Origin of the sequence: Azohydromonas australica DSM 1124, assembly GCF_000430725.1 — a bacterium.
GTDB lineage: Bacteria > Pseudomonadota > Gammaproteobacteria > Burkholderiales > Burkholderiaceae_C > Azohydromonas > Azohydromonas australica.
Map to the genome: position 1 here is coordinate 207,132 of NZ_KE387206.1, position 22,819 is coordinate 229,950.

Consider the following 22,819-nt stretch of genomic DNA (forward strand, 5'->3'; position numbering starts at 1 on the left):
GGCTAGCGCGCCGGCCGCGCCGCGCTGTATTCCTTGCGGACCTCGGCGCGCTGCGGGCGGCAGCTGCAGCGCCGCCTTGGCTATGTAAGGGGAGAGGCCTTGAGGATCAGCTCGAAGAAAGCGACCCGTGCGGCGCTGCGGCATTCGGCCGTGGCGGCGCTCGGCCTGGCGGTCTGCGGCAGCGCCTGGGCGCTGAGCCTGGGACGCATCGTGCTGCACTCTGGACGCGGCGAGCCGCTGCGCGCGGAGGTGGAGATCGGGGCCATCAGCGCCGAGGAGGCGGGCAGCCTGTCCGCCGCCATCGCGCCGGCCGAGGCCTACCGCCACGCCGGCGTGGCCCTCAGCCCGGCGCTGGCCGAGGCGGGGGTCAGCCTGGTGCAGCGCTCCGACGGGCGGCAGGTGCTGCGCATCAGCAGCCTGCAGCCGGTGCAGGACGAGTTCCTCGACCTGATCCTGGAGATCAACTGGGCCAGTGGCGCGCTCACGCGCGAGTACACGCTGCTGTTCGAGGCGCCCAAGGCCGCGGCGCGGGAGCCGGCCCCTGCGGCGGCGCCGCTGCTGGGCCCCGCGCCCACGCCCTCGCTGCCGGCCGTGACGGGCACGCCGGCCGAGGCCGCGGCACCCGAGCCGGCGCCCGCGCCCCGCACGCCCGCCGCGGCCGAGGCGCCTGCCGGCCGCTACACCGTGCGCCGGGGCGACACCCTCTCCGGCGTGGCGGCGCGCATGGCGCAGCAGGGCGTGTCGCTGGACCAGATGCTGGTGGCGCTGTACCGCGGCAATGCACACGCGTTCATCAACAAGAACATGAACCTGCTGCGCGCCGATGCCGTGCTGCGCCTGCCCAGCGCGCAGGAGGCGGCACAGGTGGCGCGCACCGAGGCGCGCCAGTTGGTGCGCATGCAGAGCGCCGACTTCGAGGCCTATCGGGAGCGGCTGGCCGGCAGGGCGCCGGCGGCCCGGGTGGAGGAGTCGGCCCGGCGCTCCGGCGGCGCCGTGGAAGCGGCGGTCGAGGACCGGCAGACCGCTCCCGTCGCGCCGGACCGGCTGCGGCTGTCGCGCACGCAGGGCTCGTCCCCGGAGGCGGCGCTGTCGCGCGAGGCCGAGCGCCGCGACCAGGCGCAGCGCGTGGCCGAGCTCTCGCGCAACGTGGAAGAACTGCGGCGTCTGGCCGCGAACTCGTCCAACGCGGCGGCAGCGGCGGCGCCTGATGCGGCTTCCGCGCCCAGCGCGCTGGGCTTGCCGGTGCCCGGCGCCCCGGGTGCCCCGGCCGCCTCGGCGCCCGCGGCGCCGTCCCTGTCCGCGTCCGAGGCGGCCGTGTCCATCGTGCCGGATCTGGCGGCGTCCGCCGCTGCCGCAGCAGCGTCTGCGCCGGGCGCCATGGACGCGGCCTCGGCCGTGGACGAGTCCGCCGCAGCAGCGGCGCTGGCTGCCGCCGCCGCGGCTTCCGCCGTGGAGGTGCCACCGCCACCGGCGCAGCCGGAGGCCGCGAACGGCCTGTCGTCGCTGGCGCGCAATTGGTGGATGGGCCTGGCCGGCGTGCTGGGCGCGCTGGTGGTGGGTGGCGCGGGCGTGATGCTGCTGCGCAAGCGCAAGAAAGTGGCCGCGGAAACCTCGTTCCTGGAAAGCCGGCTGCAGCCCGATTCGTTCTTCGGCGGCCACAGTGCCCAGCCGGCGAGCGTGGGCCATGCAGCCCAGCCGGCCGCGTCCGAGCAGTACTCGCTGAGCCAGCTCGACGCCATCGGCGACGTCGACCCGGTGGCCGAGGCCGACGTCTACCTGGCTTACGGCCGCGACCTGCAGGCCGAGGAGATCCTCAAGGAGGCGATGCGCAGCAACCCGCAGCGCCTGTCCATCCGCACCAAGCTGCTGGAGGTCTACGCCAAGCGGCAGGACGTCAAGGCCTTCGAGCTGCTGGCGCAGCAGCTGCAGCAGATCACGCAGGGCGAGGGCGAGGACTGGGCCCGGGCGCGCGAGCTGGGACAGCAGATCGACCCGGGCAACGTGCTCTACGACGAGGCCGCCGCGGCGGCCAAGCGCGCTCCGGACACGATGTCGCCCTCGACCTGGCCGGAAGACATGGCGGCGCCCGCACCGGCGCCCGCGCCTGTGCCGGCCCCTGCGCCCGTGCCGCAAGCCGAACGGCTGGACCTCGACCTGGACCAGCTCGCTACCGCGCCGGCGCAGTCGCTGGAGCAGACGCGACCCGTGGTCACGAACCTGGAGCGCCCGGAGCCCGCGCTGGCACTGGCACCTGCCGTTGTGCCGGCCGCCGCTGCCGTGGCGGCGACCACGGCCACTGCGGTGGCCGCCGCGTCGACTTTCGGAGACCAGCCCGTGACGGAGCTGCAGGCCGAGGACGACGACTCGGTGGCGCTGGACTTCGGGCCGCCGTCCGCGCTGCCGCGCGTGCCTACGCCGACGGTGCCGTCCGAGGGCGCGCCCGCGCTGCCCTTCGACCTCGACTCGCTGTCGCTGGATCTGGACGAGCCCTCCACGGCCTCGGTGCTCAGCGAGCTCAACCTCTCGGGCTTCGACGAGGAGGAGGCCGACCCGCTGCAGCGCAAGCTGGACCTGGCCGAGGAGTTCCGCCAGATCGGCGAGAACGACGCCGCGCGCGACCTGCTGCAGGAGGTCGTGGCCAAGGCCAGCGGCGACGTGAAGACGCGTGCCCAGAGCATGCTCGACAGCCTTGTCTGAACGGCCGCAGGAAGTTCCCGGCGCCACGGCGGCGCCGGCGCTGCACCGCATCGCGCTGGGCGTGAGCTACCGCGGCGGCCACTACCACGGCTGGCAGAGCCAGCCCGACGGACAGACGGTGCAGGACAAGCTGGAGCAGGCGCTCTCGGCCTTCGCCGCCATGCCGGTGAGCACCCTCTGCGCCGGGCGCACCGACGCCGGCGTGCACGGCATCAACCAGGTCGTGCACCTGGACACGCCGCTGCAGCGCGAGGAGTTCTCGTGGGTGCGCGGCGTCAACCGCTACCTGCCGGGCGACATCGCGGTGCAGTGGTGCCGTCCCGTCGCGCCGGATTTCCACGCCCGCAACAGCGCGCGCGGGCGGCGCTACCGCTACGTGCTGCTGGAGTCACCGGTGCGCCCGGCGCTGGAGAGCGGCCAGGCGGGCTGGACCTTCCGCCCGCTGGCGCTGGAGCCCATGCGGGAGGCGGCGGCGCTGCTGCTGGGCGAGCACGATTTCAGCGCCTTTCGCGCCGCGGGCTGCCAGGCGCTGTCGCCGGTGAAGACGCTGCGCCACATCGGCATCGAGCGCCGGGGCGCGTACTGGCGCTTCGACTTCGAGGCCAGCGCCTTCCTGCACCACATGGTGCGCAACATCATGGGCTGCCTGGTGGCGGTGGGGCAGGGCACGCGGCCGGCGGCGTGGATGGGCGAGGTGCTCGAATCGCGCCGGCGCGAGATCGCCGCGCCCACCTTCTCCCCGGACGGCCTGTACTTCGTGGGCCCGCACTACGATGCGCGCCACGCCATTCCCGACCATGTCCCGGCGCTGGACTGGCTGCCCTGACACCCCGAGCCTTCATCCATGAGTCACCGCACCCGCATCAAGATCTGCGGCCTCACGCGCGAGGCCGACCTGGACGCCGCCGTGGCGGCCGGGGCCGACGCCATCGGCCTCGTGCTCTACGAGCGCAGCCCGCGCCACGTCAGCGCGCAGCGCGCGGCGGAGCTGGCGCGGCGGCTGCCGCCCTTCGTGCTGCCGGTGTGCCTGTTCGTCAACGCCTCGCCGGCGCTCATCGACGAGGTGCTGCAGGCCATCCCGAACGCGCTGCTGCAGTTCCACGGCGACGAGACGCCGCAGCAGTGCGCGGCGGCCCAGCGGCCATTCCTGCGCGCGGCCAGGGTTTCCCCAGGGGTCGATTTGTTAGACTTCGCCCGGCAGTACCCGCACGCCCAGGGACTGCTCCTCGACGCGCACGTCGAAGGCTACGGCGGCGGTGGCAAGGTCTTCGATTGGTCCCTCATCCCTCCCGCGCTCCCCGCTCCGGTCGTTTTGTCTGGTGGGTTGAGTGCTGCCAACGTGACCGATGGCGTGCTTCGCGTGCGGCCCTGGGCCGTTGACGTGAGCTCCGGTGTGGAAGCTGCCAAGGGCATCAAGGATGCCGCGCTGATGCACCGGTTCTGCGAGGCGGTGCGCGCGGCCGACGCCCAGTTGGCCGCCGTCTAAGGCACCTGCTTCGCCTGCCAGCCTGAAATACCCCTTCCGATGCTGAACTACGACCAACCCGATGCCTCCGGGCATTTCGGCCCCTATGGCGGCACCTTCGTCGCCGAGACGCTGATCCACGCGCTCGACGAGCTCAAGGCGGCCTGGGACCGCTACAAGACCGATCCCGAGTTCCTGGCCGAATTCCAGAACGAGCTGGCCCATTTCGTGGGCCGCCCCAGTCCCGTCTACCACGCCGCGCGGCTGTCGCGCGAGCTCGGCGGCGCGCAGATCCACCTCAAGCGCGAGGACCTGAACCACACCGGCGCGCACAAGGTGAACAACACCATCGGCCAGGCGCTGCTGGCCAAGCGCATGGGCAAGCCGCGCGTGATCGCCGAGACCGGCGCCGGCCAGCACGGCGTGGCCACCGCCACCATCTGCGCCCGCTACGGGCTGGAGTGCGTGGTCTACATGGGCGCGGAGGACGTCAAGCGCCAGAGCCCGAACGTGTACCGCATGCACCTGCTGGGCGCGAAGGTGGTGCCGGTGGAATCGGGCTCGCGCACCCTGAAGGACGCGCTCAACGAGGCGCTGCGCGACTGGGTGACCAACGTCGAGAACACCTTCTACATCATCGGCACCGTGGCGGGCCCGCACCCGTACCCGGCGATGGTGCGTGACTTCCAGCGCGTCATCGGCGACGAGTGCCTGGTGCAGATGCCGCAGCAGATCGGCCGCCAGCCCGATGCCGTGATCGCCTGCGTGGGCGGCGGCAGCAACGCCATGGGCATCTTCTATCCCTACATCGGCGAGGCCAACACGCGCCTCATCGGCGTGGAGGCGGCAGGGCTGGGGCTGGAGAGCGGCAGGCATTCCGCCTCGCTGCAGAAGGGCTCGCCGGGCGTGCTGCACGGCAACCGCACGTACCTGCTGCAGGACGCCAACGGCCAGATCACCGAGACGCACTCGGTGTCGGCCGGCCTGGACTACCCCGGTGTCGGCCCGGAGCACGCATACCTGAAGGACATCGGCCGGGCCGAGTACGTGGGCATCACCGACGACGAGGCGCTGGCTGCCTTCCACCGGCTGTGCCGCACGGAAGGGATCATCCCGGCGCTGGAGTCCAGCCACGCGGTGGCCTACGCCATGAAGCTTGCCGTCACGATGCGGCCGGACCAGCACCTGCTGGTCAACCTCTCCGGCCGGGGCGACAAGGACATCGGTACGGTGGCCGACCTCTCCGGCGCGTCCTTTTTCTGCCGTCCGTCCTGCCAGGGCCAGAAGGTGAAGCAATGAGCAAGGGCTCCGTCCGAATCGCCGCCACCTTCGAGCGGCTCAAGTCTCAGGGCCGCAAGGCGCTGATTCCCTACGTCACCGCGGGCGACCCCTACGCCGACGTCACGCCCGCGCTGATGCGCGCGCTGGCCGACGGCGGCGCCGACGTGATCGAGCTGGGCGTGCCCTTTTCCGACCCGATGGCCGACGGCCCGGTGATCCAGCAGGCCGCCGAGCGCGCGCTGGCCAAGGGCATCGGCATGGCGCAGGTGCTGGACATCGTGCGTGACTTCCGCCGCAGCGACGACGTCACGCCCGTGGTGCTCATGGGCTACGCCAACCCGGTGGAGCGCTACGGCGTGGAGCGCTTCGTCGCCGACGCCCGGGACGCGGGCGTGGACGGGGTGCTGATCGTCGACTACCCGCCCGAGGAGTGCGAGGTCTTCGCGGCGCAGTTGCAGGCCGCGGGCATGGACCCGATCTTCCTGCTGGCGCCCACCTCCACCGAGGCGCGCATGGCGCACGTGGGGCGCATCGCCAGCGGTTACGTCTACTACGTCTCGCTCAAGGGCGTCACCGGTGCCGGGCACCTGGACACCAGCGCGGTGGCGGCGATGGTGCCGCGCATCCGCGCGCACGTGAGCGTGCCGGTGGGCGTGGGTTTTGGTATTCGCGACGCCGCCACGGCGCGCGCCGTCGGTGAGGTGGCCGACGCCGTCGTCATCGGGTCGCGCCTGGTGCAGCTGCTGCAGGGGCAGCCCAGGGACGAGGTGGTGGCCACGGGCCGCCGATTCATGGCCGAGATTCGCGCCGCCCTCGACGGCGTGGCGCAAGGAGCGCATGCATGAGCTGGCTTGAGAAACTGCTGCCCCCGAAGATCCAGCCGACCGATCCGTCGGAGCGGCGCACCATCCCCGAGGGGCTGTGGATCAAGTGCCCCTCGTGCGAGACGGTGCTCTACAAGACCGACCTGGAGCAGAACGTCAACGTCTGCCCCAAGTGCGACCACCACCACCGCATCGGCGCGCGCGCCCGGCTGGACGCGTTCCTGGACCACGAAGGGCGCTACGAGATCGGCCAGGAGGTCATCCCGGTCGACGCGCTGAAGTTCAAGGACAGCAAGAAGTACCCCGAGCGGCTGAAGCAGGCGCTGGACCAGACAGGCGAAACCGACGCGCTGATCGTCATCGGCGGCTCGGTGATGAGCGTGCCGCTGGTGGCGGCGTGCTTCGAGTTCGACTTCATGGGCGGCTCCATGGGCTCGGTGGTGGGCGAGCGCTTCGTGCGCGGCGTCGAAACCGCCATCGAGCAGAAGGTGCCCTTCGTGTGCTTCACCGCCACGGGCGGCGCGCGCATGCAGGAAGGCCTGCTGAGCCTGATGCAGATGGCCAAGACCAACGCGGCGCTGACGCGGCTGGCCAAGGCCAGGCTGCCCTACATCAGCGTGCTGACCGACCCGACCATGGGCGGCGTGTCGGCGGGCTTTGCCTTCGTGGGCGACATCGTGATCGCCGAGCCCAAGGCGCTGATCGGCTTCGCCGGCCCGCGCGTGATCGAGAACACGGTGCGCGAGAAGCTGCCCGAAGGGTTCCAGCGCTCGGAGTTCCTGCTGCAGAAGGGCGCGCTGGACATGATCGTGGACCGGCGCCAGCTGCGCACCACCATCGCCCACGCCCTGGCCATGCTGCAGCGCCAGAGCGCCGACGCCGTCGCCTGATCCGCCAACTTTTCACGCAAGGCCGGCTGCGCGCCGGCCTTTTTGCTGCCTCTTAAGCTCCACCCCCATGACCACCCCCCGCACGCTCGACGACTGGCTGGCCCACTGCGAGGCCCTGCATCCCAGGAGCATCGACATGACGCTGGAGCGCGTGGCCGCGGTGCGCGACCGGCTGGGGCTGCGCTTTTCCGTGCCCGTGATCAGCGTGGCCGGCACCAACGGCAAGGGATCGAGCTGCGCGATGCTCGAAGCCATCGCGCTGGCCGCGGGCTACCGGGTGGGGCTCTACAGCAAGCCGCACCTGGTGCACTTCGAGGAGCGCTGCCGCATCGACGGCCGGATGATCGACGCCGAGGCGCTGCTGCCGCACTTCGAGGCGGTGGAGGCGGCGCGGCAGGGCACGACGCTGACCTACTTCGAGTTCACCACGCTGGCGATCCTGCGGGCGCTGTCGCAGGCGCCGCTGGACGTGGTGATCCTGGAAGTCGGCCTGGGCGGGCGGCTGGACGCGGTCAACGCCGTCGACGCCGACTGCGCGCTGATCACCAGCATCGCGCTGGACCACACCGACTACCTGGGGCCGGACCGCGAGAGCATCGGGCGCGAGAAGGCCGGCATCCTGCGCGCGGGCCGTCCGGCGGTGGTGAGCGATCCGCAGCCGCCGCAGAGCGTGCTCGACGTGGCGGCGGCGCTGGGCGTGGACCTGCGCGTGGCCGGGCGCGACTTCAGCCAGTCCGGCGACCGCCAGCAGTGGCAGTGGAAGGGGCGCGAGCGGCGCTTCCACGGCCTGGCCTACCCGGCGCTGCGCGGGGCCAACCAGCTGCTCAATGCCGCCGGCGTGCTGGCGGTGTTCGAGGCGATGCACGCGCAGCTGCCCATCAGCGCGCAGGCGGTGCGCCAGGGTCTGGCGCTGGTGGACCTGCCCGGGCGCTTCCAGATCGTGCCGGGCCAGCCAGTGCTGGTGCTGGACGTGGCGCACAACCCGCAGTCCGTGGCGGCACTGGCGCTGAACCTGGACCAGATGGGGTTCTATCCGCGCACGCATGCCGTCTTCGGCGCCATGCAGGACAAGGACCTGGCCGGCGCGCTGGCGCATATCGCGCCGGTGGTGGACAGCTGGCACCTGACGGCGCTGCCCACGCCGCGCGCGGCCGAGCCCGAGGCGCTGCGCGCACTGGTGGAGGCCGCCGCCCAGGGGCGCACGGTGAGCGTTCACACCCACGCCGACCCGGCCGCGGCGCTGGCCGCTGCCATTGGGGCCGCGGACCCGGCTGATAGAATCGTGGTCTTTGGTTCGTTCTACACCGTCGGCGGTGTGCTCAAGAACGGGCTGCCGCGCCTGGGTGCGTCCCACGTCGGCTGAAGTCTCGGAACCTTCTTTTTCATCGGGCGCACGCCCGCTCCCAGCTTCGGCATGCCCCTGTTTTCCTTCCTGCAACGCAACAACTCTGCTTCCCGGGAGCCGGTCGGCATGGCTTCGCCGGGGGAGCAGGTGCAGGCCGCCCGGGTGCGGGCGCGCCGCCGCCTCATCGGCGCGGTGGTGCTGCTCGGCGTGGGCATCGTCGGCTTCCCGCTGCTGTTCGAGACCCAGCCGCGGCCGTTGCCGGTGGAAGTGAACATCGAGATCCCGCGCAAGGACGGCGGGGCGCCGGTGGTGCTGCCCTCGCGCATGGCGCCGGCGACGTCATCGACGATCACCGAGTCCGCCGCCGATGCCGGGCGCGAGGTGCCGCCGCCGGCCGCGCCCGCGGTGGCGCCGTCATCCGCGCCAGCGGTGCGTCCCGCGGCGCCGGCCGTGGCGGCCGACACCCGCGCGCCGGCTGCGCAGTCGCTTGCGGCCAGCACGCCGCGGCCCGTGGCCAGCGCGCCGGCCGCGCCGATCCGGGTGCTGCAGGATCCGCCCCGTTCCGCGCCGCCCAAGGAGACGCCGCCCGCACGCGACCTGGCCAAGGAGCGCGAAGCCGCTGCCGCGCGTGAAGCGGCGGCCCGCGAAGCCCGGGAGCGCGAGGCACGCGAGGCACGCGAGGCGGCCCGCCAGAAGGAGCTCGCGGCCCGCGAGGCCAAGGAGAAGGAAGCTGCCGCCCGCGAGCGCGAGGCTGCGGCCCGCGAAGCGAAGGAAAAGGAAGTCGCCGCGCGCGAGGCCCGGGAAAAGGCCGCGGCCCGCGAGGCGGCCGCGCGCGAAGCCAAGGAACGTGAAGCACGCGAGGCGCGTGAGGCAGTGGCCCGCGAGGCCTTGAGGGACACGTCGCGCAGCGACACGGTGGAGAAGCGTTACATCGTGCAGGTCGGCGCCTTCGCCGATGCCACCGCCGCCAGCGAGGCGCGGGCTCGGGCCGAGAAGGTCGGCGTGCGCACCTACACGCAGGTGATCGAGACCGAGGCGGGGCGCCGCATCCGGGTGCGGGTGGGGCCTTTCAACAGCCGCGAAGAGGCTGACAAGGCGCTTGGCAAACTCCGCGCTGCCGGGTTGCCCACGGCGCTGCTGCCGCAGTGATGGACTTCGTTGCCGGCTTGGGCTGGGTCGATGTCGCGATGCTGGGCCTGCTGCTGCTGTCCGCGCTGGCAGGCTTGTGGCGCGGGCTGATATTTGAGGTGCTGTCGCTGGCCGGCTACGGAGTGGGCTGGCTGGCGGCACAGAGGTTTTCGCCCGTGGCGGCCGAGTGGCTGCCGTGGGAGGGCGCGTTGCCGGCCTGGCGGCTGGCCGCGGCCTACGTGCTGGTGTTCGTCGCCGCGCTGCTGCTGTGTGGCCTGGCGGCGCGGCTGCTGCGGATGGTGGTGCAGGCCTCGCCGCTGGGGCCGCTGGACCGGCTGCTGGGCGCGGGCTTCGGGCTGCTGCGCGGGCTGCTGGCGCTGCTGGTGCTCAGCACCCTGGTGGCGCTGACGCCGCTGGCGCACTCGCCGACCTGGACCGCCTCCAGCGGCGTCGCCTGGCTGCAGGCGCTGCGACAAGGCATTCAACCCGTGCTGCCGTCCGCGGTGGCACGGCACCTGCCGGCGCTCTGAAAAGCGCCGGCATCACTGAAGGACGCAAGACCATGTGTGGGATCGTCGGTGTCATCTCCCAGACGCCCGTCAACCAGCTGATCTACGACGCGCTGCTGCTGCTGCAGCACCGCGGCCAGGATGCCGCCGGCATCGTCACGATGCAGGGCACCAAGTGCTACATGCACAAGGCGCGGGGCATGGTTCGCGACGTGTTCCGCACCCGCAACATGCGCGCGCTGCCGGGCAACGTCGGCCTGGGCCAGGTCCGCTATCCCACCGCCGGCAACGCTTACAGCGAGGAGGAGGCGCAGCCCTTCTACGTCAACGCGCCCTTCGGCATCGTGCTGGTGCACAACGGCAACCTCACCAACGCGCACGCGCTGAAGAAGGAGCTGTTCGACATCGACCGCCGCCACATCAACACCGAGAGCGACACCGAGGTGCTGATCAACGTGCTGGCGCACGAGCTGGAGCGCAGCGCGCGCGACCTGCCGCTGACGCCCGAGAAGATCTTTGACGCCGTGGCGGCGGTGCACAAGCGCATCAAGGGCAGCTATGCCGTGATCGCGCTCATCGCCGGCCAGGGCCTGCTGGCTTTCCGCGACCCCTTCGGCATCCGCCCGCTGGTGTACGGCGAGACCGACCTGCCCGAGGGCAAGGAGGTGGTGGTGGCCAGCGAGAGCGTCACGCTGGAAGGCACCGGCCACCACATCGTGCGCGACGTGGCGCCGGGCGAGGCGATCTTCATCGACATGGCGGGCAACGTGCACGCGCGCCAGTGCGCGGAGAAGCCCACGCTGCAGCCGTGCATGTTCGAGTACGTGTACCTAGCGCGGCCGGACTCGGTGATGGACGGCGTCTCGGTGTACCAGGCGCGGCTGAACATGGGCGAGACGCTGGCGCAGCGCGTGATCTCGACCATGCCGCCCAGCGAGATCGACGTGGTGATTCCGATTCCCGAGTCCAGCCGGCCGTCGGCCATGCAGCTGGCGCAGAAGCTGGGCAAGCCGTACCGCGAGGGCTTCGTCAAGAACCGCTACGTGGGCCGCACCTTCATCATGCCGGGGCAGGCCAAGCGCACGAAGTCGGTGCGCCAGAAGCTCAATGCCATCGCCAGCGAGTTCAAGGGCCGCAACGTGCTGCTGGTGGACGACTCCATCGTGCGCGGCACGACCAGCAAGGAGATCGTGCAGATGGCGCGCGAGGCCGGCGCGCGCAAGGTGTACATGGCCTCCGCGGCGCCGCCGGTGCGCTTCCCGAACGTGTACGGCATCGACATGCCGACCAAGGAGGAGCTCATCGCCCACGGCCGCAGCATCGAGGAAGTGCGCGAGTTCATCGGCGCCGACGCGCTGATCTACCAGGACGTGGAAGCGATGAAGCGCGTGGTGGCCGCGCTCAACCCGCAGCTCGACGGCTTCGAGGCCTCGTGCTTCGACGGCCGCTACATCACGGGTGACGTCTCGGTGGAGGACTTCGAGACCATGCGCGAGCAGCGCCAGTCCCAGGGCAACGAAGAGGAGGACGGCCCGGGCCGTTCGCGTCTGGCGCTGCAGAACGCGGCGGAGCAGGCCTGATGGACGCAGGCAAGAAGCTGCCGCGGGTGGAACTGCCCGCGGACGCGCGCATCGACACCATCGCCGTGCGCGAGGGGCTGCCGGCCACGCCCTGGGGCGAGAACGCCGAGGCGCTGTTCCTGACCAGCAGCTTCGTGCACCCGGACGCGGCGACCGCGGCGCGGCGCTTCGCCAACGAGGAAGAGGCTTTCGTCTACAGCCGCTTCTCCAACCCCACCGTCATGATGATGGAGCGCCGCCTGGCGGCGATGGAGGGCACGCAAGCCTGCATCGCCACCTCCAGCGGCATGGCGGCGATCATGCTGCTCTTCATGGGGCTGCTGAAGGCTGGCGACCATGTGGTGTGCTCGCAGAGCGTGTTCGGCTCCACCATCAAGCTGCTGCAGGGCGAGTTCGGCAAGTTCGGCGTGCAGAGCACCTTCGTCTCGCAGACGGACGTCGAGGCCTGGCGCGCGGCCATGCGGCCCAACACCAAGCTGCTGTTCGCCGAGACGCCGAGCAACCCGCTGACGGAGGTGTGCGACATCGCGGCGCTGGCGAAGATCGCGCACGAGGGCGGGGCGCTGCTGGCGGTGGACAACTGCTTCTGCTCGCCGGCGCTGCAGCAGCCGGTGAAGCTGGGGGCGGACCTGATCATCCACTCCGGCACCAAGTACCTGGACGGGCAGGGCCGCGTGATCGCCGGCGCCGTGTGTGCCAGTGAAGCGCTGGTCAACGACAAGTTCGTGCCGGTGATGCGCAGCGCCGGCATGAGCCTGTCGCCCTTCAACGCCTGGGTGGTGCTCAAGGGGCTGGAAACGCTGTCCATCCGCATGCGCGCGCAAAGCGAGAAGGCGCTGCAGCTGGCGCGCTGGCTGGAGGAGCAGCCGCAGGTCAGCAGGCTCTACTACCCGGGGCTGGCCTCGCACCCGCAGCACGAGCTGGCGATGCGCCAGCAGTCGGGGCTGGGCGGCGCGGTGGTGAGCTTCATCGTGCAGGGCGACACGCCGGAAGCCGCGCGTGCCAACGCCTTCGCCGTGATCGACGCCACGCGCATCTGCTCCATCACCGCCAATCTGGGCGACACCAAGACCACCATCACGCACCCGGCCAGCACCTCTCACGGCCGGCTGACCGAGGCGCAGCGCCAGGCCGCGGGCATCACGCAGGGAATGATCCGCGTGGCCGTTGGCCTGGAGGACGTCGAGGACCTCAAGGCCGACCTCGCCCGCGGCCTGCACACGCTCTGACCGAATGACCACCGTACGCACCCGCTTTGCCCCGTCGCCCACGGGCTTCATCCACCTGGGCAACATCCGCTCGGCTCTGTATCCCTGGGCCTTCGCGCGCGCCAACGCCGGCACCTTCATCCTGCGCATCGAGGACACCGACCTGGAGCGCAGCTCGCAGGCGGCGGTGGACGTGATCCTGGAAGGCATGGCTTGGCTGGGCCTGGACCACGACGAGGGCCCGTACTACCAGATGCAGCGCATGGACCGCTACAAGGCGGTGCTGGCGCAGATGCTGGAGCAGGGGCTGGCCTACCGCTGCTACATGAGCAGTGCCGAGCTCGACGCGCTGCGCGAGCGCCAGATGGCGGCCAAGCTCAAGCCGCGCTACGACGGCACCTGGCGCCCCGAGCCGGGCAAGACCCTGCCGCCGGTGCCCGAAGGCGTGCAGCCGGTGATCCGCTTCAAAAGCCCGGTGGGCGGCAGCGTGAGCTGGGACGACAAGGTCAAGGGCCGCATCGAGTTCAGCAACGAGGAGCTGGATGATCTCGTCATCGCGCGCCCGGACGGCACGCCCACCTACAACTTCTGCGTGGTGGTGGACGACATCGACATGGGCATCACCCATGTCATCCGCGGCGACGACCACGTCAACAACACGCCGCGCCAGATCCATATCTTCCGCGCCCTGGGCCAGGAGCCGCCGGTGTACGCGCACCTGCCCACCGTGCTCAACGAGCAGGGCGAGAAGATGAGCAAGCGCAACGGCGCCAAGCCCGTGACGCAGTACCGCGACGAGGGCTTCCTGCCCGAGGCGATGGTGAACTACCTCGCGCGCCTGGGCTGGAGCCATGGCGACGAGGAAATCTTCACGCGCGAGCAGTTCCTGCAGTGGTTCAACCTGGACCACCTGGGCAAGAGCGCCGGCCAGTACGACGAGGCCAAGCTGCGCTGGGTCAACGCCCAGCACATCAAGCGCACGGCCGACGCGGAGCTGGCGCCGCTGGTGCGCGAGCAGCTGGGCAAGCGCGGCATCGAGGTGCCGGCTGAGTTCTCGCTGGAGCAGGCCGTCGGCCTGTTCAAGGACCGCTGCGCCACCACGGTGGAGCTGGCCGACTGGCTGAGCCTGTACTTCGTCGAAGCTAAGCCTTCGGCCGAGGAAGCGGCCCAGCACCTCACGCCTGCGCTGCAACCGGCGCTGGCGGCGTTGTGCGAGCGGCTCCTGGCGCTGCCGGGCTGGGACAAGGCGGGCATTGCCGGCGCGCTCAAGGCGACGCTGGCCGAGCACGGCCTGAAGATGCCGCAACTGGCCATTCCGGTGCGGCTGCTGGTGTGCGGTCGCGCCCAGACGCCCTCGGTGGATGCAGTGCTCGAACTTTTTTCGAAAGAAGAAGTTGTGAAACGCTTGCAAAGCTCGCAAGAGTCGCTATAGAATCTCGTTCTCGCTTGATGAACAGCGCGAAACACGAAGACAGCAGCGAAAGCTGAGGTTTTCGACCCGAAGGGGGTATAGCTCAGCTGGGAGAGCGCTTGCATGGCATGCAAGAGGTCAGCGGTTCGATCCCGCTTACCTCCACCATCCAACCAAAAGTTGGTGGTCGGCGCGAGGTTCATCAGGGGTGAAGGATTAAGTCCCCTTCGTCTAGAGGCCTAGGACACGACCCTTTCACGGTTGTAACAGGGGTTCGAATCCCCTAGGGGACGCCAAGTTTGACGGCACTTGCAGGGCAACCTGGAAAGTCGTTACCAACGCGGAGTGGTAGTTCAGTTGGTTAGAATACCGGCCTGTCACGCCGGGGGTCGCGGGTTCGAGTCCCGTCCACTCCGCCAAAGTTTTTGGTTTTGCCGAAAACGCCCGCCACAGCCAGTGGGTGTTTTCGTGAAAAACAGGTAGTTAAAATTTTAAAATCAGTCCCCTTCGTCTAGAGGCCTAGGACACGACCCTTTCACGGTTGTAACAGGGGTTCGAATCCCCTAGGGGACGCCAAGTTTGGCTGCGCTTGCGGAAAGCAATTTCCGGCGATGCGGCTACCAACGCGGAGTGGTAGTTCAGTTGGTTAGAATACCGGCCTGTCACGCCGGGGGTCGCGGGTTCGAGCCCCGTCCACTCCGCCAAAACTTGCTTGAACTGCGCGCTAACCTTTTCGGGGGTATAGCTCAGCTGGGAGAGCGCTTGCATGGCATGCAAGAGGTCAGCGGTTCGATCCCGCTTACCTCCACCACCGGATAAATGCCGGTTCGTGGCGCGGCGTTCAAGAAACGACAGGGCGTGAAATGCTTACGATTTCCGCTCAATGCCGAAAAGGCCATCCTCGGGATGGCCTTTTTGCTTTGGGCCGCTGTTTTTACACGCCGCTGTTTCGACGCAAACCATCAGCGCGGACAGCCAAAGCGCCAGCGCCGTCAGGCACTTGGCGCATGTGTGTGCCCGCTTTCAGGCCTTCCAACAGCTTCTGCCCTGGAAAAAACCCGCATGCGACCGTCATGGGACTGTGAATTGCCCGCTTTCGTTCCTGGGGGTCTGAGCGCTGCGCCTAGAATCCGAGCGATTGTTACGGGAGTCTGTATATGCCCTTGAAGCGAGCCGGCGGTACGGCCGGTGATGAAGACAACGCTGGGCACGGCGGGCCCCGCATCCTCAAGAAGTACCCCAACCGTCGCCTCTACGATACCCAAACCAGCGCCTACATCACGCTGGCCGACGTGAAGACGATGGTGCTGGACGGTCAGGACTTCGAGGTGCGCGACGCCAAGTCCGGTGAAAATCTCACGCGCAGCATCCTGCTGCAGATCATCCTGGAAGAGGAAACCGGCGGCGTGCCGATGTTCTCGACCCAGATGCTGGCGCACATCATCCGTTTCTACGGCCACGCCATGCAGGGGCTCATGGGCTCCTATCTGGAAAAGAACCTGCAGACCTTCGTCGAGCTGCAAGGCCGTTTTGCCGAGCAGAGCCGCGGGCTGTACGACGCGCAAAAATTCACGCCCGAGATGTGGACGCAGTTCCTCAGCGGCCAGGCGCCGCTGATGCAGGGCCTCATCGGCAATTACATGGAGCAGTCCAAGAAGCTGTTCACGCAGATGCAGGAGCAGATGCAAAAACAGGCTGAGACGCTGTTCCCTGGCATGCCCGGTTTTCCCGGCTCAAAACGTCAGCCTTGACGAATGCGGGACAATTCCCGCATGAGTCACCCCATTAACCCCGCCGCGCCGGCCGGCGCGGCGCCCACCATCGGTTTCGTCTCGCTGGGCTGCCCCAAGGCACTGACGGATTCCGAGCTGATCCTGACCCAGCTGCGCGCCGAGGGCTACGAAACCAGCAAGACCTACGCCGGCGCCGATCTCGTCATCGTCAACACCTGCGGCTTCATCGACGACGCCGTCAAGGAAAGCCTGGACACCATCGGCGAGGCCCTGGCCGAAAACGGCAAGGTCATCGTCACCGGCTGCCTGGGCGCGCGCACAGGGCAGCAGGGCGGCGACAACCTGGTGCGGGAAGTCCATCCCAAGGTGCTGGCTGTCACCGGTCCGCATGCGACGCAAGAGGTGATGGACGCGGTGCACCAGCACGTGCCCAAGCCGCACGACCCCTTCATCGACCTGGTGCCCGAGGCCCGCGGCGCCGCCGGCATCAAGCTGACGCCCAAGCACTACGCCTACTTGAAGATCAGCGAGGGCTGCAACCACCGCTGCAGCTTTTGCATCATCCCCAGCCTGCGCGGCGACCTGGTGTCGCGCCCCATCGGCGACGTGCTGGGCGAGGCCCGCGCGCTGTTCGAATCCGGCGTGAAGGAGCTCCTCGTCGTCAGCCAGGACACCAGCGCCTACGGCGTCGACGTGAAGTACCGCCCCGGCTTCTGGGACGGCAAGCCCGTGCGCACGCGCATGCTGGAGCTGTGCGAGCAGCTCGGCGCGCTGGCTGAAGCCCACGGCGCCTGGGTGCGGCTGCACTACGTCTACCCGTACCCGCACGTCGACGAGGTGCTGCCGCTGATGGCCGCCGGCCGCATCCTGCCGTACCTCGACATCCCGCTGCAGCACGCGCACCCCGACGTGCTCAAGCGCATGAAGCGCCCGGCCAGCGGCGAGCGGCACCTGGAGCGCATCGCCAAGTGGCGCGAAATCTGCCCGGAGCTGGTGGTCCGCAGCACCTTCATCGCCGGCTTCCCCGGCGAGACGGAAGCAGAGTTCGAGTACCTGCTGCAGTTCATGCAGGAGGCGCAGATCGACCGCGCCGGCTGCTTCGCCTACTCGCCGGTGCAGGGCGCCACGGCCAACGAGCTGGCCGGCGCGGTGCCGGACGCCGTGCGCGAGGAGCGCCGCGCGCGCTTCATGGCCACGGCCGAGCGCATTTCGGTGGAGAAGCTGCGCCGCCGCGTCGGCGCCACGATGCAGGTGCTGGTGGACAGCGCCCCGGCGCTGGGCCGCAAGGGCGGCGTGGGCCGCACCTATGCCGACGCGCCGGAGATCGACGGCACCGTGCGCATCCTTCCGCCCGAGAAGGCCTCGCGCACGCTGAAGGTGGGCGAGTTCACGCGCGTGCGCATCGTCGCGGCCGAGGGACACGACCTGGTGGGCATGCCGGTATGAGCGCCTCCGCACGGCCGCTCCGAAGGAGGCGCTCCGTCCCGCTCGGCGGGACCGCGCGCAGCGCGAGGGTGCCCCAATGAGCGACAAGGGCCGCAGTACCTCGCTGATCCACCACGAGTACGTCGCGCCGGGCGGCTTCGGGTCGCCGGTGGTGGCCGTGCACAAGGCCTCCACCGTGTTCTTCCCGAACACGGCGGCGCTGCGCACCCACAGCTGGCTCGACAAGTCCGCTTACACCTACGGGCTGCACGGCACGCCCACCACCTTCACGCTGGAGGCGCGCATCGCCTCGCTGGAGGGCGGCAAGCACGCGCTGCTGGCGCCCAGCGGGCTGGCCGCCATCTCGCTGGTGGACATCGGGCTGCTGGCCTCGGGCGACGAGGTGCTGCTGCCCGACAACGCCTACGGGCCGGGCAAGACCTTCGCGCGGCATGAGCTGAAGTCCTGGGGCATCGCCCACAAGGTCTACGACGCGATGGACCCCGCCTCCCTGGCCGAGCTGCTGACGCCGCAAGCCAAGCTGGTGTGGCTGGAGGCGGCGGGCTCCGTGACCATGGAGTTCCCGGACCTGCGCGCGCTCATCCGCACCGTGCGCGAGCGCGCGCCGCAGGCCGTGATCGCGCTGGACAACACCTGGGGAGCCGGCATCGCCTTCGACGCCTTCGCCCTCGGCGTGGACCTCACGGTGCACGCGCTTACCAAGTACCCCTCCGGCGGCGGCGACGTGCTCATGGGCTCCGTCGTCACCGCCGACCAGGCGCTGTACCGCCGCCTGGCGCTGGCGCACAGCCGGCTGGGCTTCGGCGTGGGCCTCAACGACGTGGAGGCGGTGCTGCGCGCGCTGCCCTCGCTGCCGCTGCGCTACGCGGCGCAGGACGCCGCCGGGCGGCAGCTCGCGCGCTGGTGCGCGCAGCGCAGCGAGTTCGTGCGCGTGCTGCACCCGGCGCTGCCCGGCGCGCCGGGCCACGAGCACTGGGCCGACACCTGCAGCGCCGCCGCCGGCCTGTTCACGGTGGAGCTGGACCCGCGCTACACCCCCGCGCAGGCCGACGCGGTGGTGGATGCCTTGAAGCTCTTCCGCATCGGCTGGTCCTGGGGCGGGCCGGTGAGCCTGGCCGTGCCCTACGACGCGGCCAGCCTGCGCAGCCGCCCGGTGCCTTACCGCGGCACGCTCATCCGCTTCAGCCTGGGGCTGGAGGCGGTTGAGGATCTGCAGGCCGACCTGGAGCAGGCGCTCGCCGTCCTGCACGCGCAAGCGTGAGGCCCGCCGCTCAACGCTGGGCGCACGTGGATGCGCTCAAGGCGGTCGCGTGCCAATTGATCGTGCTGCACCACCTGGCCTTCTACGGCCCGATGTCGGACACGGCCGCCGAGCTGGCGCCGGAACTCATCGGCTGGCTGTCGCAGCACGCGCGCGTGGCGGTGCAGGTGTTTCTGGTGCTGGGCGGCTTCCTGGCCGCGCGCAGCCTGGCGCCGCAGGCGCGCCTGAAGCACGGCGCCGCGCCCTGGGAGCTGCTGGGCGACCGCTATGCGCGGCTGGCGCTGCCCTACGCGGTGATGCTGCTCATCTCCATCGCTGCGTCGGCCCTGGCGCGCGAGTGGATGGACCACGCCAGCATCTCCGACCCGCCGCGCCTGGGGCAGCTGCTGGCGCACCTGCTGCTGCTGCACGACCTGCTGGGCGTGGAGGCGCTGTCGGCCGGCGTCTGGTACGTGGCCATCGACTTCCAGCTCTACGCGCTGCTGCTGGCGCTGCTGGTGCTGGCCCGCTGGCTGGAGCAGGGCGGACCGCAGCAGCGGCGGCAACTGGCGCCCGCGCTGGTGCTGCTGGGCGTGGCGGCCTCGCTGCTGTACTTCAACCTGGAGCCCGACTGGGACGTGGCCGCGCCGTACTTCTTCGGCGCCTACGGCCTGGGCGTGCTGGCCGGCTGGTGGACGGCGCCACGGCTACGCTTGGTGCCGCTGGCCGCGCTGGCGCTGCTGGTGGGCGTGGCGCTGCTGATCGAGTTCCGCCTGCGCATCGCGGTGGCGTCGGCGGTGGCGCTGCTGCTGGCGGTGCTGCAGTGGCGCCCGCAGTGGGTGCCGCGGGCCGAGGGCTCGCTGGGGCGGCTGACCGCGTCGGTCTCGCGCAGCAGCTACGGCGTGTTCCTGGTGCACTTCCCGGTGTGCCTGGTGGTCAACGCGGCCTTCACCGAGTTCGTGCCGGACGAGCCGGTGCCGCAGGCGCTGGGGATGCTGGTGGCCTGGGGCGCCAGCCTGTTCGCCGGCGCGCTGTTCCACCGTCACGTGGAGCAGCGGGCCATGGCGTGGGTTGCCGCGCGCCGGGCGCGCGTGCAGGGGCACAGCGGGAGCTTCAGGACGCGGTGAGGGAAGAGGGCGCGGGAGCGACGAGGCGGCGGGTAGGGCGCCTCGGCCCGCGCCGCCTCAAGCCTTCGTCGACACCTTGTGCCGCATCAGGCGGCCCTTCTCGCGTTCCCAGTCGCGGGCCTTTTCGGTTTCGCGCTTGTCGTGCTGGGCCTTGCCCTTGGCCAGCGCGATCTGGGCTTTCACGAGGCCGTTCTTGTAGTGCAGGTTCAGCGGCACCAGGGTGAAGCCGCGCTGCTCGACCTTGCCGATGAGGCGGCGGATCTCCTCCTTCTTCATCAGCAGCTTCTTGGTGCGGTCGGCCTCGGGCACCACGTGGGTCGAGGCGCTGCGCAGCGCGTTGATGCGGCAGCCGATGAGGAACAGCTCCCCATCGCGGATCACGACGTAGCCGTCGGTGAGCTGGATCTGGCCGGCGCGGATGGCCTTGACCTCCCAGCCCGCGAGCACCATTCCGGCCTCGAATTGCTCCTCGATGTGGTACTCGAAGCGGGCGCGGCGGTTTTCGGCGATGAGAGCGGAGTTGGGTGGCGGCATGAGCAACAAAAAGGGGGCCGAACGCGGCCCCTACAATCCCTGCATTGTATGAAGCACGTGAAGAAGTCGGTCCTGCTGTGGTACACGCCGCGCGAGATCTATGACCTGGTGACCGGAGTCGAGGACTATCCGGCGTTCCTGCCATGGTGCGACCGCGCCGAGGTGCTGGAGCGTGGCGAGGACAGCATGATCGCGCGGCTGCACCTGCACTACGCCGGCGTGCGCCACAACTTCACCACCCGCAACGTCCAGGTCCCCGGCCGCGAGGTGCGCATGGAGCTGGTCGATGGCCCGTTCTCGCTGCTGGACGGCACCTGGATCTTCCATCCCCTGGGTGCCCCGGGCTCCGAGCCCAAGGCCTGCCGCATCGAGTTCGACCTGCGCTACGCCTTCTCCAGCCGCGCGCTGGAGCTGGTCGTGAGCCCCGTGTTCGACCGCATCGCCAACACCTTCGTGGACGCGTTCGTGAAGCGCGCCGAGCAGGTCCATGGGCCGCGCTGAGATGGGTTCCATGCAGGTCGAAGTCGTCTTCAGCCCCGCGCCGCGCCAGGTCGAGACCATCGTGCTGGAGCTGCCCGTGGGCGCGACGCTGCGTGAGGCGGTGGAGGCCTCGGGCCTGCTGGCGAGGCATCCGCACTTCAGCGCGCAGTCGCTGTCCTTTAGCGTCTGGGGCCGGCCGCAGCCCGCGGAGCACCCGCTGCGCGAGGGCGACCGCGTCGAGCTGTGCCGCGCGCTGCTGGTGGACCCCAAGGAGGCGCGGCGCCTTCGCTACAAGGGGCAGGGCGGCGAGAAGAAGCAGCGCCGGGGCTGAGCGGTCCGCGCCGGATTGCGCACGTTCTGCGCCTTGGCACAAGGCGCAGCCTACCCCCAAACCTGTGGCCTGCTAAGGGGCTTCCCTATAATCCGCTTTTGCGTCTGGAGCCCTCTCATGCGCCTACTTGGCAAAGCACTCACCTTCGACGACGTGTTGTTGGTGCCGGCTTTCTCCCAGGTCCTGCCCCGCGACACCACCCTTGCCACCAAGCTGTCGCGCAACATCTCGCTGAACCTGCCGCTGGTGTCCGCCGCCATGGACACCGTGACCGAAGCCCGCCTCGCGATCGCCATCGCGCAGGAAGGCGGCATCGGCATCGTGCACAAGAACCTCAGCCCGCAGCAGCAGGCCGCCGAGGTTGCACGCGTCAAGCGATACGAGTCGGGCTTGCTGCGCGATCCCCTCACCGTTACCCCCGACACCAGCGTCCGCCAGGTCAAGCAGCTGTCGGAACAGCACGGCATCTCGGGCTTCCCGGTGCTCGAAGGCAAGACCGTCGTCGGCATCGTCACCGGCCGCGACCTGCGCTTCGAAACCCGCATGGACGTGCCCGTGCGCCAGATCATGACCCCGCGCGAGCGGCTCATCACGGTCAAGGAAGGCGCCTCGCTCGAAGAGGGCAAGGCCCTCATGCACCAGCACAAGCTGGAGCGCGTGCTCGTCGTCAACGACGCCTTCGAGCTGCGCGGCCTGATGACCGTCAAGGACATCACCAAGCAGACCACCTTCCCCAACGCCGCGCGTGACTCGCACGGCAAGCTGCGCGTGGGCGCGGCCGTCGGCGTGGGCGAGGGCACCGAGGAGCGCGTGGAGCTGCTGGTCAAGGCCGGCGTGGACGTGCTGGTGGTCGACACCGCCCACGGCCACAGCCTGGGCGTGCTGGAGCGCGTGCGCTGGGTCAAGCAGAACTTCCCGGACGTGGACGTCATCGGCGGCAACATCGCCACCGGCGCCGCCGCGCTGGCGCTGGTGGAAGCCGGCGCCGACGGCGTGAAGGTCGGCATCGGCCCGGGCTCCATCTGCACCACCCGCATCGTCGCCGGCGTGGGCGTGCCGCAGATCACCGCCATCGACAACGTCGCCACCGCGCTGATCGGCACCGGCGTGCCCCTGATCGCCGACGGCGGCATCCGCTACTCGGGCGACATCGCCAAGGCCATCGCCGCCGGTGCCAGCACCGTGATGATGGGCGGCATGTTCGCCGGCACCGAGGAGTCGCCGGGCGAGGTGTTCCTGTTCCAGGGCCGCAGCTACAAGGGCTACCGCGGCATGGGCTCCATCGGCGCCATGAAGGCCGGCTCCGCCGACCGCTACTTCCAGGAAAACGACGAGACCACCAACCCCAACGCCGACAAGCTCGTGCCCGAGGGCATCGAGGGTCGCGTGCCCTACAAGGGCTCGGTGCTGTCGATCCTGTACCAGATGGCCGGCGGCCTGCGCGCCTCCATGGGCTACTGCGGCTGCGCCACCGTGGCGCAGATGCACGAGAAGGCCGAGTTCGTCGAGATCACCAGCGCCGGCGTGCGCGAGAGCCACGTCCACGACGTGCAGATCACGAAGGAAGCGCCGAACTACCGCATGGAGTGA

Annotated in this window: 20 protein-coding genes and 6 tRNA genes; 25 read left to right on the forward strand and 1 reads right to left on the reverse strand. The window is 70.1% G+C overall.

All coding sequences use genetic code 11. From position 1 onward, the window contains the following. Positions 1 to 99 precede the first annotated feature (99 nt). The 22 genes from H537_RS0126800 (at position 100) to H537_RS0126905 (ending at position 19,884) form a co-directional block, all read left to right on the forward strand. Positions 100 to 2,697, forward strand: coding sequence for a motility hub landmark protein FimV (locus H537_RS0126800; RefSeq protein ID WP_051243297.1), 2,598 nt, complete (start codon positions 100 to 102; stop codon positions 2,695 to 2,697). Continuing rightward, complete coding sequence (gene truA, locus H537_RS0126805; protein ID WP_051243298.1) at positions 2,690 to 3,523, forward strand: tRNA pseudouridine(38-40) synthase TruA; 834 nt, start codon at positions 2,690 to 2,692, stop codon at positions 3,521 to 3,523. The genes H537_RS0126800 and truA overlap by 8 nt, the downstream gene beginning before the upstream one ends. Before the next feature lie 18 nt (positions 3,524 to 3,541). Continuing rightward, entirely contained in the window at positions 3,542 to 4,183 is a 642-nt protein-coding gene (locus tag H537_RS0126810) for a phosphoribosylanthranilate isomerase (protein WP_029000325.1), read from the forward strand. Between the two features lie 39 nt (positions 4,184 to 4,222). Next, the gene (gene trpB / locus H537_RS0126815) at positions 4,223 to 5,461 is read left to right on the forward strand and encodes a tryptophan synthase subunit beta (RefSeq protein WP_029000326.1); all 1,239 of its coding nucleotides are present in this window, start codon (positions 4,223 to 4,225) and stop codon (positions 5,459 to 5,461) included. Further along, positions 5,458 to 6,288, forward strand: coding sequence for a tryptophan synthase subunit alpha (gene trpA / locus H537_RS0126820; protein WP_029000327.1), 831 nt, complete (start codon positions 5,458 to 5,460; stop codon positions 6,286 to 6,288). The genes trpB and trpA overlap by 4 nt, the downstream gene beginning before the upstream one ends. Then, positions 6,285 to 7,157: an acetyl-CoA carboxylase, carboxyltransferase subunit beta gene (accD, locus tag H537_RS0126825; RefSeq protein WP_029000328.1), complete on the forward strand. Its 873-nt coding sequence runs from the start codon at positions 6,285 to 6,287 to the stop codon at positions 7,155 to 7,157. Before trpA ends, accD begins: the two co-directional genes overlap by 4 nt. 67 nt (positions 7,158 to 7,224) lie before the next feature. Beyond that, positions 7,225 to 8,520 carry a bifunctional tetrahydrofolate synthase/dihydrofolate synthase gene (gene folC / locus H537_RS0126830; protein WP_029000329.1) on the forward strand — a complete coding sequence of 432 codons (1,296 nt, stop codon included), beginning with the start codon at positions 7,225 to 7,227 and terminating at the stop codon, positions 8,518 to 8,520. Positions 8,521 to 8,571: 51 nt separating this feature from the next. Continuing rightward, positions 8,572 to 9,651 carry an SPOR domain-containing protein gene (locus H537_RS0126835; RefSeq protein ID WP_211235089.1) on the forward strand — a complete coding sequence of 360 codons (1,080 nt, stop codon included), beginning with the start codon at positions 8,572 to 8,574 and terminating at the stop codon, positions 9,649 to 9,651. Continuing rightward, a complete protein-coding gene (locus H537_RS0126840) occupies positions 9,651 to 10,160 on the forward strand; it encodes a CvpA family protein (protein WP_029000331.1) in 510 nt (169 codons plus the stop codon). The genes H537_RS0126835 and H537_RS0126840 overlap by 1 nt, the downstream gene beginning before the upstream one ends. 32 nt (positions 10,161 to 10,192) lie before the next feature. Continuing rightward, the gene (gene purF, locus H537_RS0126845) at positions 10,193 to 11,719 is read left to right on the forward strand and encodes an amidophosphoribosyltransferase (protein WP_029000332.1); all 1,527 of its coding nucleotides are present in this window, start codon (positions 10,193 to 10,195) and stop codon (positions 11,717 to 11,719) included. Further along, on the forward strand, positions 11,719 to 12,948 hold the full coding sequence (locus H537_RS0126850) for an O-succinylhomoserine sulfhydrylase (protein WP_043460173.1): 1,230 nt from the start codon (positions 11,719 to 11,721) through the stop codon (positions 12,946 to 12,948). Before purF ends, H537_RS0126850 begins: the two co-directional genes overlap by 1 nt. 4 nt (positions 12,949 to 12,952) lie before the next feature. Next, positions 12,953 to 14,359 (forward strand): glutamate--tRNA ligase, encoded by a 1,407-nt coding sequence (gene gltX, locus H537_RS0126855; RefSeq protein ID WP_029000334.1) that lies wholly within the window; start codon positions 12,953 to 12,955, stop codon positions 14,357 to 14,359. A 71-nt stretch (positions 14,360 to 14,430) separates the two neighbouring features. Continuing rightward, a tRNA-Ala gene (locus tag H537_RS0126860) sits at positions 14,431 to 14,506 on the forward strand. A 52-nt stretch (positions 14,507 to 14,558) separates the two neighbouring features. Beyond that, a tRNA-Glu gene (locus H537_RS0126865) sits at positions 14,559 to 14,634 on the forward strand. A gap of 46 nt (positions 14,635 to 14,680) precedes the next feature. Beyond that, a tRNA-Asp gene (locus H537_RS0126870) sits at positions 14,681 to 14,757 on the forward strand. 81 nt (positions 14,758 to 14,838) lie between these two features. After that, positions 14,839 to 14,914, forward strand: a tRNA-Glu gene (locus H537_RS0126875). Between the two features lie 51 nt (positions 14,915 to 14,965). Then, positions 14,966 to 15,042: transfer RNA gene (locus tag H537_RS0126880), tRNA-Asp, on the forward strand. A 31-nt stretch (positions 15,043 to 15,073) separates the two neighbouring features. Next, a tRNA-Ala gene (locus tag H537_RS0126885) sits at positions 15,074 to 15,149 on the forward strand. Between the two features lie 346 nt (positions 15,150 to 15,495). Beyond that, positions 15,496 to 16,089 carry a polyhydroxyalkanoate synthesis repressor PhaR gene (phaR, locus tag H537_RS0126890; RefSeq protein ID WP_029000335.1) on the forward strand — a complete coding sequence of 198 codons (594 nt, stop codon included), beginning with the start codon at positions 15,496 to 15,498 and terminating at the stop codon, positions 16,087 to 16,089. A 21-nt stretch (positions 16,090 to 16,110) separates the two neighbouring features. Then, positions 16,111 to 17,517 carry a 30S ribosomal protein S12 methylthiotransferase RimO gene (rimO, locus tag H537_RS0126895; RefSeq protein WP_029000336.1) on the forward strand — a complete coding sequence of 469 codons (1,407 nt, stop codon included), beginning with the start codon at positions 16,111 to 16,113 and terminating at the stop codon, positions 17,515 to 17,517. 76 nt (positions 17,518 to 17,593) lie between these two features. Next, a complete protein-coding gene (locus H537_RS0126900; protein WP_029000337.1) occupies positions 17,594 to 18,778 on the forward strand; it encodes a PLP-dependent transferase in 1,185 nt (394 codons plus the stop codon). Further along, positions 18,775 to 19,884, forward strand: coding sequence for an acyltransferase family protein (locus H537_RS0126905; protein ID WP_029000338.1), 1,110 nt, complete (start codon positions 18,775 to 18,777; stop codon positions 19,882 to 19,884). Before H537_RS0126900 ends, H537_RS0126905 begins: the two co-directional genes overlap by 4 nt. Before the next feature lie 57 nt (positions 19,885 to 19,941). On the opposite strand, the gene smpB is transcribed toward H537_RS0126905, so the two are convergent. Then, on the reverse strand, positions 19,942 to 20,418 hold the full coding sequence (smpB, locus tag H537_RS0126910; protein ID WP_043460264.1) for an SsrA-binding protein SmpB: 477 nt from the start codon (positions 20,416 to 20,418) through the stop codon (positions 19,942 to 19,944). A 48-nt stretch (positions 20,419 to 20,466) separates the two neighbouring features. Here smpB and H537_RS0126915 point away from each other — a divergent pair, with 48 nt between their 5' ends. From H537_RS0126915 to guaB, 3 genes are all read left to right on the forward strand, one after another. Continuing rightward, complete coding sequence (locus H537_RS0126915) at positions 20,467 to 20,919, forward strand: type II toxin-antitoxin system RatA family toxin (RefSeq protein ID WP_029000340.1); 453 nt, start codon at positions 20,467 to 20,469, stop codon at positions 20,917 to 20,919. Then, positions 20,906 to 21,229 (forward strand): RnfH family protein, encoded by a 324-nt coding sequence (locus H537_RS0126920; RefSeq protein ID WP_029000341.1) that lies wholly within the window; start codon positions 20,906 to 20,908, stop codon positions 21,227 to 21,229. Before H537_RS0126915 ends, H537_RS0126920 begins: the two co-directional genes overlap by 14 nt. A 117-nt stretch (positions 21,230 to 21,346) precedes the next feature. Continuing rightward, complete coding sequence (gene guaB, locus H537_RS0126925; protein WP_029000342.1) at positions 21,347 to 22,819, forward strand: IMP dehydrogenase; 1,473 nt, start codon at positions 21,347 to 21,349, stop codon at positions 22,817 to 22,819.

Coding starts and splice junctions, on each gene's coding strand:
- H537_RS0126810 (WP_029000325.1), top strand. CDS start 3,542: ATGAGTCACCGCACCCGCATCAAGATCTGCGGCCTCACGCGCGAGGCC.
- trpB (WP_029000326.1), top strand. CDS start 4,223: ATGCTGAACTACGACCAACCCGATGCCTCCGGGCATTTCGGCCCCTAT.
- trpA (WP_029000327.1), top strand. CDS start 5,458: ATGAGCAAGGGCTCCGTCCGAATCGCCGCCACCTTCGAGCGGCTCAAG.
- accD (WP_029000328.1), top strand. CDS start 6,285: ATGAGCTGGCTTGAGAAACTGCTGCCCCCGAAGATCCAGCCGACCGAT.
- folC (WP_029000329.1), top strand. CDS start 7,225: ATGACCACCCCCCGCACGCTCGACGACTGGCTGGCCCACTGCGAGGCC.
- H537_RS0126835 (WP_211235089.1), top strand. CDS start 8,572: ATGCCCCTGTTTTCCTTCCTGCAACGCAACAACTCTGCTTCCCGGGAG.
- H537_RS0126840 (WP_029000331.1), top strand. CDS start 9,651: ATGGACTTCGTTGCCGGCTTGGGCTGGGTCGATGTCGCGATGCTGGGC.
- purF (WP_029000332.1), top strand. CDS start 10,193: ATGTGTGGGATCGTCGGTGTCATCTCCCAGACGCCCGTCAACCAGCTG.
- H537_RS0126850 (WP_043460173.1), top strand. CDS start 11,719: ATGGACGCAGGCAAGAAGCTGCCGCGGGTGGAACTGCCCGCGGACGCG.
- gltX (WP_029000334.1), top strand. CDS start 12,953: ATGACCACCGTACGCACCCGCTTTGCCCCGTCGCCCACGGGCTTCATC.
- phaR (WP_029000335.1), top strand. CDS start 15,496: ATGCCCTTGAAGCGAGCCGGCGGTACGGCCGGTGATGAAGACAACGCT.
- rimO (WP_029000336.1), top strand. CDS start 16,111: ATGAGTCACCCCATTAACCCCGCCGCGCCGGCCGGCGCGGCGCCCACC.
- H537_RS0126900 (WP_029000337.1), top strand. CDS start 17,594: ATGAGCGACAAGGGCCGCAGTACCTCGCTGATCCACCACGAGTACGTC.
- smpB (WP_043460264.1), bottom strand. CDS start 20,418: ATGCCGCCACCCAACTCCGCTCTCATCGCCGAAAACCGCCGCGCCCGC.
- H537_RS0126915 (WP_029000340.1), top strand. CDS start 20,467: ATGAAGCACGTGAAGAAGTCGGTCCTGCTGTGGTACACGCCGCGCGAG.
- H537_RS0126920 (WP_029000341.1), top strand. CDS start 20,906: ATGGGCCGCGCTGAGATGGGTTCCATGCAGGTCGAAGTCGTCTTCAGC.
- guaB (WP_029000342.1), top strand. CDS start 21,347: ATGCGCCTACTTGGCAAAGCACTCACCTTCGACGACGTGTTGTTGGTG.